Here is a 12,713-nt window from a genome sequence, read left to right as displayed (position 1 = left end):
CACCACTCCCAGGGACGCGGGCGGAACCAGGGCAGCTACCGTTGATGCAGGCCGCCTGAACGGCAGCCCAGGAGTGACACCTTTCCTGAAAGTCACCGCTCCGGCTCTGACGCCCTCACAGCTGCGGCCCGCACCGTGGAGAGCTTCAGCTTCCCGCAGACCTGAAGATTGCTGAAGGGATCCTTAAAACAGTTGGATCGAACACCGTTCGATCCGAACCGTTCCCATCAGCATGACCTTCCAAAGGAAGCCATGGAGAACCGAGCAGCGATGGATCGGATGTATCGGCTGATTGATGCCTGCTTTGAGCCCCATCAGCATTTGGATGATTGCTACGGCAGCCTCGACGAGGCGATCACCGATGCGGTGACGTGGCTCGATCAGATCTGCGCCGAACCCCAGCACCAACTGATCGGTGTTGAGGTGTGCGCCGCGAATGGCGATTGGCGCACCTGCCGGCTCCCTACCCAGCTGCTCTGCAACCTGGGCAGCTGAAGCGCATCAGGCTGCCAGTGATGGCCGCCAGGCCCGTTGACAGTGCACCCGGAAACGCATGGGCGACATTCCGTAGCAGTGGCGGAAAATCGAGCAGGCGGTGAACACACTGTCAAAACCCACCTCGCGCAGCAGCAGCTCTAAATCAGCGCCGGGATCGTCTGCAATAGCGGTGTAAAGAACGGAGGCCTTGATCCCCCAGATCTCCTCCTGGAGGCAGGTTCCAGCCAACTCAGCCAGGATCGCTTCGGCTCGCGCTCTCGGAATTCTCAGTCCAGCGCAGAGGCTCTCAGGCGTGAGCCACTCAAAGCGGCGCTGATGGATGGTGTAGCGGATAGAGGCTAAATCAGCCTTGGCCTGGAGGGCACGCATTGTGTTGCCGGCCATGGTTTCACCTCAGGGCGATGCGTCTGTTGGATCAACTTGATGCAGCTCAACAGTACGCCGAAAGGCAAGAGATGAAGAGCAGATGTTCGCAGGCACACACCACAATTCACGCCCTGATGTAGCAAAAGCTACACACAGCATTCACGTCAACCAGCGTTGGGTTTCGTCCAGTAGCGATACAACCAAACGCCGCCACCTCCCCAGAGCAGCGTCCACAGCACAAACGTGGTGGTGGTGCCGAGTTGCCCGGTTTCGAGCGAATACACACCGGCCTGGATCAAACCCGCATCGATCAGGGAGCCACCGACCCCCCAACCCAACACCCAGGTGAGCAGAAAGCCGATGGCCTGAAGATTTGTGGTCATGCTGCGGCAACGCTGAAGCGGCGGTTCACCTCGTTCCAGTTGACCAGATCCCACCACGCCTTGATGTAGTCGGGCCGGCGGTTCTGGTAGTTGAGGTAGTAAGCGTGCTCCCACACATCCAGACCAATCAGAGGCGTGCCGCGCTCGATCTCCGCCAGGTCCATCAGCGGGTTGTCCTGATTGGCTGTGCTGGTGATCGCCAGGCCTCCATCCGGCCTGCGGATCAACCAAGCCCAGCCTGAGCCGAAGCGGCTTGCTGCCGCCTGACTGAACTGGGTTTGCATGGCCTTCAACGAGCCAAAGCTGGCTTCGATTGCCGCCAACAGCTCAGCCGAAGGCTCGCCCCCCTCGCCCAGAGGCGCCATCACTACCCAGAACTGGCTGTGGTTCCAATGCCCTCCGCCGTTGTTGCGCACCGCCACGGGGAAGCGTGAGATCTGGCCCTGCAATGCCTCGAGGCTGAGGTTCGCCAGCTGCGGATTGCCCTTGATCTGGCCGTTGAGGTTGGCCACATAGGCGCCGTGGTGGCGATCGTGGTGGATCGTCATCGTGGTGGCGTCAATGGCTGGCTGCAGCGCATCCGGGGCGTAGGGCAGGGGCGGCAGGGTGAATTCAGCCCAGGCCGGCAAGGCCATGCCCAGCAAGATCAACACGGCGGCAAGGCCGCTGCACACCGCACGCTTCATGGATCCACCGATCGGATCGCACCAGCCTGGCAGCCCCACGCAGCCCAGCGGCGGCTTCGACAGAGTGGGGATCCAGCAGCAGCGGTCATGTTCCTCCTCAATCCCTTCTGCCCGATCAGCGCAGCCCGCATCGCCGGCCTGAAGGCCACCGTGATGCTGCTGCTGGTGCTGCTGATCAAATCGAAGCTGCTGCGCGTGAAGATGTCGCTGCTTGGCTCGGTTCTTGGGCTACTGATGCTCACCGGCTTCCTGATCAGCACCGGCCTGCTCACCGTGGTGGCCGGGGGTGCCGTGCTCTACGCCGCCAACCAGAAGCGGGCATGACGACAGCCGGCTCTGCTTGCCAGGCGGAGGCTGTGTTGCAGTTCTGGTTTGTGGCCAATCGCCGTCAGCGCAGCTGAGCCAACCCATCTGTTGCCGTCAGAGCTGGGCGTGGTGATGGTGGGAGGGATCGCGGAACCACCCTGAGGAACCATCCAGTGCTGGAGCCGCCGCCAATCGCCGGCCGTGAAGCCGAACTCAAAGCCGTGATGGAGCAGCGGCCGGCAGCAGCGGATCACAAACAATCGGCCACAGCGCAGGACCTCCAGGCGTGCTTTGCCTGCGCCCTACACATGCATCAGCCCACCATTCCTGCAGGAGCTAACGGTGAACTGATCAATCATCTTCAGTTCATGCTCGAGCACCCAGGGGAAGGCGACAACCACAACGCAGAACCCTTTGCGCAGTGCTATCGGCGCATGGCGGAATTGATGCCACAGCTGATCAGCGAAGGCTGCCATCCGCGGATCATGCTCGATTACTCCGGCACGCTGCTCTGGGGCTTTGAGCAGATGGGCCGCAGCGACATTCTCGATGCGCTGCGCTATCTCGCCTGCGACCCTGTGATGCAAAACCATGTGGAGTGGCTGGGCAGCTTCTGGGGCCATGCCGTGGCGCCCTCCACGCCGATACCCGATCTCAAGCTGCAGATCCAGGCCTGGCAGCATCAATTCGCCGCCCTTTTCGGCGCGGAGGCCCTCAGCCGTGTGCGCGGATTTTCACCACCGGAGATGCATCTCCCCAACCATCCCGACACCCTCTACGCCTTCGTGCAAGCCCTTAAGGAGTGTGGCTACACCTGGCTGCTAGTGCAGGAGCACAGCGTGGAGAACCTCGATGGTTCTGCCCTCAGCCAGCAGCAGTGTTGGGTGCCCAATCGGCTGGTGGCGCGCAACAGCTCAGGCGAGAGCGTGAGCATCACCGCCCTGATCAAAACCCAGGGGTCTGACACAAAATTGGTGGGGCAGATGCAGCCCTGCTACGAAGCATTGGGGCTAGGCCGTGCCCCCCTCGGCGGCGGGCAGGTGCCCGCCTTGGTGGCACAGATCGCCGATGGCGAAAACGGCGGTGTGATGATGAATGAGTTCCCCTCCGCCTTCATTCAGGCCCACCACAAGCTGCGCGATCAGGCCGGAACAACGGCGATCAACGGCAGCGAATATCTTGATTTGGTGGAAGTTTCTGAGGCCGATTTCCCTGGCATTCAGGCGGTGCGCCAACATCAGCTCTGGCAGCAGCTGGGCCGCAGCCAGGGGCCCGAGGCTGTAACAGCCGCCATCGAGGCGTGCAGGGCTTCAGATCCTGGCTTTGCCATGGAGGGCGCCTCCTGGACCAACAACCTCAGCTGGGTGGAGGGCTACGAAAACGTGCTGGGGCCGATGCAACAGCTCAGCGCGGCCTTTCATCAGCGGTTTGATGCCGAGGTGGCGCAGGATCCATCGATCACGCAGACGGCGCCCTATCAAGAGGCCTTGCTGCATCTGCTGCTTCTGGAAACCAGCTGTTTTCGCTACTGGGGCCAGGGGGTGTGGACGGATTACGCCCGCGAGCTCTACCGGCGCGGCGAAGCAGCACTGGCAGCCACCCCGGCCGCGCAACCCATTCCTTAACGAGCGCGCAATCTTTCGTTACAGTGGCAGCGTTGTTGCCGGGCCCGCGTGGTCGCCACTGTTGCCATCGATGTCGCCAGCCTGCTGTTCGGGCTGCCTCTGCGACAGCTGGCCGCAGGGGTGAGCCTGATCGGAGCACTGCTAGGCACACCGCGCTTTGCTCCGCTGCGGCTCAGCGCTGGCTGAACGCACCAACGATCGCCATCACCAGCAAGGCGATCGAGCAGAGAAAGCTGATACCGAAGCCAGGACCACGCTTGTTCGGCGCCAGCCGGTAGCCCACGCCGTAGGCCACGCGGCCACCCACCCAGATGAAGCCCAGCAACGAGGCCCAGGTTTCGCTGCTCAGCAAGGCCGCCAACCAGAACACCGGCAGGAAGAACACCAGCTGCTCCAGGGTGTTTTGTTGCACCCGCAGCGCACACTCAAACGGTTCCGGCCCGGTCATCGCCGGTGGCAGCACCTTGTGCTTCACCCGCGCCTGACCCACGGCCATCGCTGTGCCCTGGTAGGCGATCAGAGCGGCAAGGCTCACCACAGCCGGCAATGCAGGAATGCTCATCCAGATGAAAGTCGTATTCGCTCGTCATAGCGCAAGCGCATTGGCTCGCCGAAAGCGCTCTCTCGAAGCAGGCTCTACAAGCGGGACGGATCAGCGCCCGCACGTAGCTCGCATCTCCTGCCAGGCACTGGTGCCCTCCACCTGCGGAGCTGCTGGCAGGCTCGCCGCAAGCATCTCGGCTTCGGCCCCGAGCACAGCGGTGTAGCAACGCCACAGCTTGCGCGCCTCGGCCCAGTTCTTGAGCCTGTGGGATTGCTCCATCGCGTTCCGGCACGCCGCCGCGCTACCGCCATCGCGGCAACGTTGGGCATGCTGTGCAAAAGCAGACACATCCTGCGCCGATGCGGCTGAGCTCAACAGGAGTGCCGACAGAGCGAACAGCCGCATTGGTTTTCGAAACGCCATCAACCCTTAGAACACCCCAGCTTCCAAGACAACAAAGCCCGGAGCAGAAAGCCCCGGGCATTTGCCTGCTCAGCTGATCTGCCCGCGGATTGGGGCCAGCGTTGCAACCGTGATGCTGGTGAACAACCTCGATCGAGCGATCAAGGTGTGAAGTCTTCGGTTGTGGGCGGAGCTGCCGGCGCTGGCACCTGGGGCCAGGTGTCGAGGGGGACGTCCCACTGAGTCCGGGGCACCTGAGACGGCGCGGTGGACGGCGCGACCAGGTCGCGCGCTGGGGACATCAAAGATCCGTTGAGAGTGTTGGAGCAGGGGCCGGATCGTCAGCGCGCTCCTATCTGGTGCTCAGGGGGGGTGTCGTCCATCAATGGCGCCTCCGAATCCCGATGTGCTCACGATGGATCCGCCAATGGGCCCTGGCAACCCCGAAACCAGCATCGACATTGCTCTTCATTCAACGCAATCGGCGTTCATGAAGTGCGCTTCATGAACCCTCAACGCCGTCATCGGGCTGGCCGCCCACGGCCGCATCACTGAGGCGATACACGTCGCGGCGGCGCTGGTCGCCAGTGGGAATGGCCTGGCGCGCCAAGGCCACCTGGCTGAGATCCAGCTGCGCATGCAGCACCTGCTCCCCCTCTCCGGCCTCGGCGATCACCGTTCCCCAGGGATCCACCACCAGCGAATGGCCATAGCTGGGATAACCATCACCCTGAGGCCTGGCGCTGGAGCAGGCGAGCACGAAGCACTGGGTATCGATAGCGCGGGCCCGCATCACCAGATGCCAATGCCGCGGCCCGGTGGTGGTGTTGAAGGCGGCCGGACAGGCCAGCAGGGTGCAGCCGTGGCGCTGCTGCATCAGCAGGGCCAGCTCAGGGAAGCGGATGTCGTAACAGATCAGCAGGCCCAGGTTGGGTGGATCCGACAGGCCGGTGCCGAGTGGGTCATTGGAGCCGCTGAGCACGGTGAGGCCGTCACCGGCGGTGAGGGTGTCGGATTCGCGAAAGCAGATCCCGCCGGGCACATCCACATCGAAGAGATGCAGCTTGCGGTGCTTCGCCAACAGCACCCCACGGGGATCGATCACCGTGGCTGTGTTGTAGATCCGCCCGGCTTCGCCCTGCTCGGGAATCGAGCCGGCGATCACCGCAACGCCATGGCGGCGGGCCAGGCGCGCCACCATGGCCAGGGAAGCCGAAGCCCCCTGCGTGAGATCGGCGCCGGGCTCCGGGATCGGCTCGGCAAAGGCCGCAAACCGATCCACGGCATAGGGCGCATTCCACACCTCGGGCAGCATCAACAGCCGCGGCCGCACTCCACCTGGCGCTTCCTGCACAGCTCGCTCCAGCCAGGCCTCAGCCTGGCGTTGGTTCAAGGCTGCATCCTCTGTGGCGCAGAGCTGCACCAAGGCCACCGGCAACCCCGACTGGATCGTGCTCATGGACGCTGCTCCAGAAGCTCCTTCAAATAGGTGGAGAGCCGCAAGGATGGCTCCCGCACGTAGACGATGTCAGCAATACGCCAACCCTCCGCCGGCGTTTGCTGGAACCGATAAAGCAGCTGCTGCGCCGGTTCAGCCGTGCGTCCCAGCAGCCCCGCCTGCACAGCCACCCGCAGTGTGAGAACGCCCTGCTGATCGAAACGACATTCCCGCAACGCCGCCCCAAAGGTGTTCACCTGGGTGCCGCTGAAGGGATCGAAATCCACAAACCGCCCATGCGCAGGGGTGAGGGCATAGGCCCGCTCCAGCAGCGAAAACAGCTGCGGGGTGAAGCGCTCACGCTGGCTGACGATCGCGATCGGCCCCGGACGCTCCTGCCGGGCGAGCTGCCAGCGATAGAGCTCATCCACCTGGGCTCGTACGGCCGCCGGACACCCCAGCCCGTCATCCACGCGCAACGGCACCGTGATCCGATTTCCGTTCTGCGTGTGGCTGAACACGGCATTGCCCTGCGCCAGCACCTCCCGCTGCCACAGGCCGCCCAAGGAATCCCGCAGGGTTGAGCGAGGCACGTCCTCACGCACGAGCGTGTAGGTCATGGCCAGACCGTCGCTCCATTCGATCGTGACGCTGCCATCCGCATGGTGCTGATCGCGGCAGCCCATGGGCTGATCGTTGAACCAACAGCTTTTCCAGGGTTCGGCCGCCACCGGAGACGCCGTGCCCATGAGTGCCGCGACGCCGCACAGCAACGCTGCGCCACCCATAGTGAGCAGGTGAGCGCTGCCGCCCGTGAAAGAAATCAGCCTGCTGGAACTGCTCCTCCGCGCTGCGGGCCGCATCGCCGCGGTGTCAGGCGTGATTGGCCTGCTGGTGTGGCTCACCTGGGTGATGCTCGACTTCAAGAGCATGCAGTCGGGCTTCACCCTGCCCTACTGAGCTTCCTGCTCAAGCTGCTGGTGCTTCTGCCAGGCCCGCTGCAGATCGATGCGGGTGATTCGGTAGCCCAGGCGCCGGGCCGCCAGGATCAGCTCCTTGCGTGAACGGCAGTGCTTGAGAGCACGCTGCATGGCCGCGTCGACCTCGGCGTCGCAGACCAGCCGCTCCAGCTCAGACCAGCTCATGGGATCCAACCCCTGGGTCTCTCACCATGCCAAGCCAGAGCGAGGTGCGCCAGGTTCCGCAGAACACACAAGCTGAAAGCGGGCATGAAGAAGGGGGTGTGGTGTACGCCCCCTTGCCCCTGAGACCTGATTGAACAAAGAGCGGCGCAGCACGATTGAGATGACGCTGTCGGGCGCGTCTCGCGCCCACACAACGGCACTAGTACATTTGAATCAAAAGCCGAGAACAATGGGCGTCCCCATGAGTGAACCCCGGTTTCTGGCCGTGCGAGTGGGCGATCTGGTGGCCGTGAGCCGAACCCCCGACTGGTGGGTGGGGCAGGTGATCCACGCCGAAGGGGGAGCACGCTGCAACGCCAACTCGCTGTTTCAGATCGCCTGCGTTGACACCGGCGTGATCCGCACCGTGAATGCCGATGCCGTGATCGACATCCTCTGCCCGCGCGATCAGCAGAGCTCAGGAACGCTCGAGTCGGCGCACAATCACAGCCATCAGGCCCAGAGAACCGGCCAGTGCGATCAGGAGGGCAATCGTCATGGAGCGGTCCGGCAACGGCGCCGATTCTGACCCCTTGCTGTTCGTGTACGGCAGCCTCAAGCGCGGCATGGCCAACCATGCGCAGCTGCAGCAGGCTGCATGGGTTGGCTGCACACGCCTAGAAGGCCTGGCGCTCTACGACCTGGGCCCTTTCCCCATGGCCATCGCCTGCAGCGAGACAGGCAGCGCGATCGAGGGCGAGCTCTACCAGGTGAGCGCTGTGGTGCTCAAGCAACTCGATCGTTTCGAGGGGGCGCCACGCCTCTACCAACGTGAGCTTCACCGGTTGAGCAGCGGAGAGGCGGTTTGGGTGTACGTGGGGCGCGCACGGCAAGTGCGCCACGTGAAGCGGTTGAGCTCCGGGAACTGGCAAGGGCCAGCTGCCGGCTTCAGCTCAGCGGCAGCCGCCCAGCCCGATACTGAGCAGCCCGCTTCTGGTTGATCGCGTCCATGGTCCTCACCCTCTATGGCGGTGCCCGCAGCCGTGCCTCCATGCCGCGTTGGTACATGGAGGAGAAGGGCATCCCTTACACCTGGCAGCTGCTCGACATGGAGGCCGGCGAACACCGGCAGGAACCGTTCACGGCGATCAATCCCTTCGGCAAGGTGCCAGCGCTGGTGGATGAGGATTCGGCCCATCCCAGCGGCCGACTGCAGCTGTTTGAAAGCGGCGCGATCCTGCTGTACTTAGCGGAGCGTTACGGCGGCGAATGCCAAACCGCTGCCGAGCGCGGGCTAGCCCAGCAGTGGGTGCTGTTCGCCAACGCCACCCTGGCCACTGCGCTGTTTGTGCCCTCCAATCGCGAACGTGAATTCCCGAGGCTGATGGAGGTGCTCGATCGCAAGCTGGGCGAGGGCCCGCTGATGGGAGACGCCTGGAGCGTGGCCGACTGTGCCGTGAACGCCTACCTCGCCTACCTGCCGATCTTCTTCCCCCAGATCGACCTCAGCCCGTTCCCCCAGGTGCAGGCCACGATCGCGGCCACCCAGCAGCGGCCGGCGTATCAACTGGTGATGGGCCAGCGGTGATCAAAACCGCCCCCGCCAGCGGAAACGCCGCCTTCACCTGGCAGGGCACCAGCCTGGAGCTGTTGCCCCAACGGGCCCTCTGGGATGGGGCCACCGGCGCCCTGCTGGTGGCGGATCTGCATCTGGGCAAAGCCGAGAGCTTTCAGGCCAGCGGCATCCCCCTGCCCAGCGATGGTGATCTGAGCACGCTCAATCAGCTGCTCGAGCTGGCGGCGCAACGGCAACCCCAGCGGGTGGTGGTGCTGGGCGATCTGATCCACAGCCGTGTGGGTCTCACTGGCGAGCTGCGCGCCAAGATCCGCGCCCTGCCCGAGCTGCTGGGCTGCACGCTGGAGCTGATCGGCGGCAACCACGACCAGGGCAGCTGGCTGGAGGGATTGAGCGCGGGGCCACCCCGGCGCTGCGGCCAGCTGTGGCTGAGCCATGAACCCTGCACGCCCAACGAGGCCAACCTGCTCAACGTGGCAGGCCATGTGCATCCGGTGGCGGTGCTGGGCCAGGGGGCTGATCGCTTGCGGCTGCCTTGCTTTGCCTTGCAGCGCCAGGCACGCCAACTGCTGCTGCCGGCCTTCGGCCACCTCACCGGCGGTTATGCCGTGTCGCCGGAGTATCAACGCTGGGTGATCGCCGAGTCTCAGGTGCTGGCCGTTCCCTAAGGATTGGTCCGGTGGCCGCCCGTAGATTTTGCAGGTACGGGCTGCCGCACCTGGATACCGCATCCACGCCACCACCAGCCGCCCAGCCAGCCGCCCATCGCAAGGACCGGCGGCCCCAGTGGCAACGCAAGCGCTGGCTCACGATCGGCGTGCCGCTGGCAGGGCTGACCTTCCTGGTGGCGATCGCTCCGCCACTGCCGGAGACGCCGCGCGCCGCAGAGCTCATGCAGCCTGCCGCCAGCGGTGAATCCTTCCGGTATCTCCCAAACGACGAGGTCTACGCCCTCGACTTCGACCCCCGGCAAGTCCAGCTCGATCTACTGGAAGGCTGGGACCGTGAGCAAGACGCCTTTGAGGACAGCGCTGCCCTGGCCTACGTGTCGGGACCGATGTACGAGCGCCATGTGAATGACAACGGGCAGGAGATCACCGTTCCGCTCGGCGACATCAAGCTCGGCGCCCGGGTATGGCGCGGGCGCAACCGCACCGCCGCGCGCCAACGGGCCTTCATCGGCATCCGCCACAACGGCCAGGTGGATTTCGGCTACGGCGAACTCACCCCGGAGCGCGCTGCCCTTTACGACAGCTTCATCGGCGGCCTGCACAGCGTTTACAACGACCTGGAGACCCCACCCGCCAGCTACCGCGGTGCCTACAGCATCTCGATGGGGCAACAGATCCGCTACTACCTGCCCCGCATCCGCATGGTGATGGGGTTGCGGTCCGATGGCCGCCTGGAGGTGTTGATGAGTCGCGATGGGCTCACCCTTGAACAAACCAAATCCCTGGCCCGCAGACGGGGGCTACGGGCCGCCTACCTACCCGACCACGCCTCAAAGAGCCGCCTGATCATCCCTGGCGTGAAAGGGTTCACCCAAGACGACGCCAACTGGATCAGCGGCGGGGCCACCAGCTTTGTGCATGTGCCCTACCTGCTGCGGCTGAGCCAGCGCGCCGTGCCACTGCAGGGCAACCTGATCGACACGATCGCCAGGCGCACCAGCAACAGCAGCTGCGGTAATCCGCTCGTATGCGGCCAGTCGCTGGGGACGCAGATCCTCGATCGAGCCTTGGCTGGCTTCAACCGGCTGATGGAACAAGGGGTTGAACCGCTGGCACGGCTGATCTGGGAGCCGAAGGGCCAGCGCTCTCCCAAGCGCGAAGGCCTGCAATCGCCATTGCGCGAACCGCCTATCACCGCCGACCCGATGGCTCTGCGTCTGCTCCAAGACAGCGAAGCCGCCGCCACCAGCGAAGACACGGCGCCCCTGGCTCCCGACCTGCCACCGCCGCTGCTGCTGCAGGAGGGGATGGAGCTGCCAGCCGATCCGGAGGCCACCACGGCGGATCCGGCTTTGGTGCCAGATCAGCCCCAGGCCGATGCGCTCAACCCCGGCGTGAATCAGCAGCCCGGCACTGCACCGCAGGGTGCTCCGCCGCCACCGCCCTTGCCGCCGCCGATTCAGCCACCGCCGCCGTTGCCTTAGGCGCTGGCCAGGGCGCGCACCACATCACCACGGGTGAGCACACCGACAGGCTTGTTGGCAGCATCCAAGACGAACAGACGCTGGGTGCTCCGGTCATGCAGCTGGCGAGCTGCTGCCGGCAGCTGAATGTCAGGGTTGCAGTGGTGAGGGTTCCTGCTCATCACCTCACCCACGGTGCTGCCGAGCACTTGGTGCACTTCCTTATCCCAGTTGAGGGGATTGCGCAGGTAGATCACCGCATCGAGGAGCATCACGTAGGGGCCGGCATCAAAGCCGCTCTCACGCACCATCAGGTCTTGCTCGGTGAGCTCGCCCACCAGGGCACCGGCCTCATCCACCACCGCCAGACCACTGATGTGGTGCTCGCTCATCAGCTGCACCGCCTCCTGCAGGGGTGTGGTGGTGGAGACACTGCGCACCGGGGTGGTCATCACTTCGGAAACGCGGCGTTCAACGACCATGGCAGGCTCGGGACTGGCGCCATTGTGACCCGCCATGAACGCAGCTCAATGCCGCCGCCTGGCGGATGGCCTCACCATGGGCCGCGCTGTGATCGGCCTGCCGCTGATCTTGGCGTTGGCCGCGAACTGGAACGCCCTGGCCTGGTGGCTGCTGCTGCTAGGCGGGCTGAGCGATGCCGCGGATGGTTGGCTAGCCCGGCGTGCCGGCGGGGGCTCGGTGTGGGGGGCTCGCCTCGACCCCCTCACCGACAAGATCCTGATCCTGGCGCCGCTGCTCTGGCTGGGCGCCGCCGGCAGCCTGCCCCTGTGGGCGATCTGGCTGCTGCTGGCCCGTGAGCTGCTGATCTCCGGCTGGCGCGCCGGTCAGGGCAGCGGCGGCCCCGCCTCCTGGAGCGGCAAGGCCAAAACCATCCTGCAGTTCGCCGCCCTGCTGCTGCTGCTCTGGCCCCAGGGCTGGGGCCCCGAGGCAGGGGTGGGGATGCTCCACCGCCTTGGCTTCTTGCTGTTCTGGCCTTCTCTACTACTGGCGCTCAGCTCCGCCTGGGGCTACCTGCGTAAGGCCTGATCCGAGGAAAGAACACGAAACCCGCGCAGCACAGGTTCCGTAGCAGCATGGAAGAGATGGCCAGCACGCCAGCTGCAGCTGATCAACCCCCTCGCGACTGAGGCTCTGTAGAACGTCCGCAGGACCTCAGCCGATCAGAGCCTCATCACCGCTGAAGTCAGGGCTGGTGGGCATGCGGCCGGCGTAGTCGTTGGCGTAGCTGTCGGCCATGGCTGCTTCCACGCTGTAAGCCGGCGTCCAGGCGAGCTCGCGCTGCACACGGGTCACATCGGTGAGGAAATGGGCCAGGCGCAGAGGGAAGGCTTTACGGGCTTTCTGATCGAGGCCAGCGGGATCGAAGCTGCGAATCTCCACCGAGGCGGGATCCTTGCCGCAGGCACGGGCTGCAGCAGCCACCAGGCCGCGGAAGGTGATTCCCTGCACGCTGCTGCAGTTGTAAACGCGGTTGGCGGCGGCATCCACGCCGAGGCTCAGGGCCATGGCCGCAGCCAGATCGTTCACGTGGCCCAGCTGGGTGATTGTGGTGCCATCGCCGGGTAGCGGCACCGGCCGGCCGTGCATGATGCGATCGAAGAACCAGCTCT

The 12,713-nt window shown here is 64.7% G+C and carries 20 protein-coding genes and 1 pseudogene; 11 read left to right on the top strand and 10 right to left on the bottom strand.

The features are described from left to right. The first annotated feature begins 252 nt into the window (after window positions 1–252). On the top strand, window positions 253–495 hold the full coding sequence (locus ACIQ2E_RS06610; protein ID WP_398327901.1) for a hypothetical protein: 243 nt from the start codon (window positions 253–255) through the stop codon (window positions 493–495). A gap of 6 nt (window positions 496–501) precedes the next feature. On the opposite strand, the gene ACIQ2E_RS06605 is transcribed toward ACIQ2E_RS06610, so the two are convergent. The 3 genes from ACIQ2E_RS06605 to ACIQ2E_RS06595 form a co-directional block, all read right to left on the bottom strand. Beyond that, entirely contained in the window at window positions 502–882 is a 381-nt protein-coding gene (locus ACIQ2E_RS06605; protein ID WP_398327898.1) for a hypothetical protein, read from the bottom strand. Window positions 883–1,028: 146 nt separating this feature from the next. Continuing rightward, window positions 1,029–1,247, bottom strand: a complete 219-nt coding sequence (locus ACIQ2E_RS06600; RefSeq protein ID WP_398327895.1) for a hypothetical protein — start codon at window positions 1,245–1,247, stop codon at window positions 1,029–1,031. Next, window positions 1,244–1,882 carry a superoxide dismutase gene (locus ACIQ2E_RS06595; protein ID WP_398327910.1) on the bottom strand — a complete coding sequence of 213 codons (639 nt, stop codon included), beginning with the start codon at window positions 1,880–1,882 and terminating at the stop codon, window positions 1,244–1,246. The genes ACIQ2E_RS06600 and ACIQ2E_RS06595 overlap by 4 nt, the downstream gene beginning before the upstream one ends. A 138-nt stretch (window positions 1,883–2,020) precedes the next feature. Here ACIQ2E_RS06595 and ACIQ2E_RS06590 point away from each other — a divergent pair, with 138 nt between their 5' ends. The 3 genes from ACIQ2E_RS06590 to ACIQ2E_RS06580 all read left to right on the top strand — a co-directional run bounded on the left by ACIQ2E_RS06590 (window position 2,021) and on the right by ACIQ2E_RS06580 (window position 4,050). Further along, entirely contained in the window at window positions 2,021–2,257 is a 237-nt protein-coding gene (locus ACIQ2E_RS06590) for a hypothetical protein (protein ID WP_398327892.1), read from the top strand. Window positions 2,258–2,463: 206 nt separating this feature from the next. Next, on the top strand, window positions 2,464–3,864 hold the full coding sequence (locus ACIQ2E_RS06585; RefSeq protein WP_398327907.1) for a glycosyl hydrolase family 57: 1,401 nt from the start codon (window positions 2,464–2,466) through the stop codon (window positions 3,862–3,864). Between the two features lie 48 nt (window positions 3,865–3,912). Next, complete coding sequence (locus ACIQ2E_RS06580) at window positions 3,913–4,050, top strand: hypothetical protein (protein ID WP_296446146.1); 138 nt, start codon at window positions 3,913–3,915, stop codon at window positions 4,048–4,050. On the opposite strand, the gene ACIQ2E_RS06575 is transcribed toward ACIQ2E_RS06580, so the two are convergent. The 4 genes from ACIQ2E_RS06575 to ACIQ2E_RS06560 all read right to left on the bottom strand — a co-directional run bounded on the left by ACIQ2E_RS06575 (window position 4,037) and on the right by ACIQ2E_RS06560 (window position 6,997). Then, the gene (locus ACIQ2E_RS06575; protein WP_398327889.1) at window positions 4,037–4,426 is read right to left on the bottom strand and encodes an MAPEG family protein; all 390 of its coding nucleotides are present in this window, start codon (window positions 4,424–4,426) and stop codon (window positions 4,037–4,039) included. The two genes, ACIQ2E_RS06580 and ACIQ2E_RS06575, sit on opposite strands and share 14 nt — an antisense overlap. A 90-nt stretch (window positions 4,427–4,516) precedes the next feature. Beyond that, a complete protein-coding gene (locus tag ACIQ2E_RS06570) occupies window positions 4,517–4,687 on the bottom strand; it encodes a hypothetical protein (RefSeq protein ID WP_398327886.1) in 171 nt (56 codons plus the stop codon). A gap of 625 nt (window positions 4,688–5,312) precedes the next feature. Further along, window positions 5,313–6,269 (bottom strand): carbon-nitrogen hydrolase family protein, encoded by a 957-nt coding sequence (locus ACIQ2E_RS06565; protein ID WP_398327883.1) that lies wholly within the window; start codon window positions 6,267–6,269, stop codon window positions 5,313–5,315. Then, window positions 6,266–6,997, bottom strand: coding sequence for a hypothetical protein (locus ACIQ2E_RS06560; protein ID WP_398327880.1), 732 nt, complete (start codon window positions 6,995–6,997; stop codon window positions 6,266–6,268). The genes ACIQ2E_RS06565 and ACIQ2E_RS06560 overlap by 4 nt, the downstream gene beginning before the upstream one ends. Before the next feature lie 64 nt (window positions 6,998–7,061). Between ACIQ2E_RS06560 and ACIQ2E_RS06555 the strand changes: the two genes are divergently transcribed. Further along, window positions 7,062–7,208 carry a hypothetical protein gene (locus ACIQ2E_RS06555; protein WP_296446136.1) on the top strand — a complete coding sequence of 49 codons (147 nt, stop codon included), beginning with the start codon at window positions 7,062–7,064 and terminating at the stop codon, window positions 7,206–7,208. Here the strand turns inward: ACIQ2E_RS06555 and ACIQ2E_RS06550 are convergent. Beyond that, a complete protein-coding gene (locus tag ACIQ2E_RS06550; RefSeq protein ID WP_398327877.1) occupies window positions 7,202–7,393 on the bottom strand; it encodes a nitrogen fixation protein in 192 nt (63 codons plus the stop codon). The genes ACIQ2E_RS06555 and ACIQ2E_RS06550 overlap by 7 nt on opposite strands. 241 nt (window positions 7,394–7,634) lie before the next feature. Between ACIQ2E_RS06550 and ACIQ2E_RS06545 the strand changes: the two genes are divergently transcribed. The 5 genes from ACIQ2E_RS06545 to ACIQ2E_RS06525 all read left to right on the top strand — a co-directional run bounded on the left by ACIQ2E_RS06545 (window position 7,635) and on the right by ACIQ2E_RS06525 (window position 11,103). Then, window positions 7,635–7,961: a DUF3104 domain-containing protein gene (locus tag ACIQ2E_RS06545; protein ID WP_398327874.1), complete on the top strand. Its 327-nt coding sequence runs from the start codon at window positions 7,635–7,637 to the stop codon at window positions 7,959–7,961. Then, window positions 7,930–8,373 (top strand): gamma-glutamylcyclotransferase, encoded by a 444-nt coding sequence (locus ACIQ2E_RS06540; RefSeq protein ID WP_398327871.1) that lies wholly within the window; start codon window positions 7,930–7,932, stop codon window positions 8,371–8,373. Before ACIQ2E_RS06545 ends, ACIQ2E_RS06540 begins: the two co-directional genes overlap by 32 nt. Window positions 8,374–8,381: 8 nt before the next feature. Further along, window positions 8,382–8,960 carry a glutathione S-transferase family protein gene (locus ACIQ2E_RS06535; RefSeq protein ID WP_398327869.1) on the top strand — a complete coding sequence of 193 codons (579 nt, stop codon included), beginning with the start codon at window positions 8,382–8,384 and terminating at the stop codon, window positions 8,958–8,960. Next, a complete protein-coding gene (pdeM, locus tag ACIQ2E_RS06530) occupies window positions 8,957–9,616 on the top strand; it encodes a ligase-associated DNA damage response endonuclease PdeM (RefSeq protein ID WP_398327866.1) in 660 nt (219 codons plus the stop codon). Before ACIQ2E_RS06535 ends, pdeM begins: the two co-directional genes overlap by 4 nt. A 149-nt stretch (window positions 9,617–9,765) precedes the next feature. After that, window positions 9,766–11,103: a hypothetical protein gene (locus tag ACIQ2E_RS06525; protein ID WP_398327904.1), complete on the top strand. Its 1,338-nt coding sequence runs from the start codon at window positions 9,766–9,768 to the stop codon at window positions 11,101–11,103. On the opposite strand, the gene ACIQ2E_RS06520 is transcribed toward ACIQ2E_RS06525, so the two are convergent. After that, window positions 11,100–11,564: a CBS domain-containing protein gene (locus ACIQ2E_RS06520; RefSeq protein WP_398327863.1), complete on the bottom strand. Its 465-nt coding sequence runs from the start codon at window positions 11,562–11,564 to the stop codon at window positions 11,100–11,102. The genes ACIQ2E_RS06525 and ACIQ2E_RS06520 overlap by 4 nt on opposite strands. A 34-nt stretch (window positions 11,565–11,598) precedes the next feature. Between ACIQ2E_RS06520 and ACIQ2E_RS06515 the strand changes: the two genes are divergently transcribed. Continuing rightward, a complete protein-coding gene (locus ACIQ2E_RS06515; RefSeq protein WP_398327860.1) occupies window positions 11,599–12,129 on the top strand; it encodes a CDP-alcohol phosphatidyltransferase family protein in 531 nt (176 codons plus the stop codon). Window positions 12,130–12,255: 126 nt separating this feature from the next. Here ACIQ2E_RS06515 and ACIQ2E_RS06510 read toward each other — a convergent pair. Beyond that, a pseudogene (locus ACIQ2E_RS06510) lies at window positions 12,256–12,713 on the bottom strand (3-beta hydroxysteroid dehydrogenase); the annotation flags it as partial.

It is taken from the genome of Vulcanococcus sp. (assembly GCF_044369115.1).
GTDB lineage: Bacteria > Cyanobacteriota > Cyanobacteriia > PCC-6307 > Cyanobiaceae > Vulcanococcus.
This window is presented reverse-complemented; position numbering and strand designations above follow the sequence as displayed.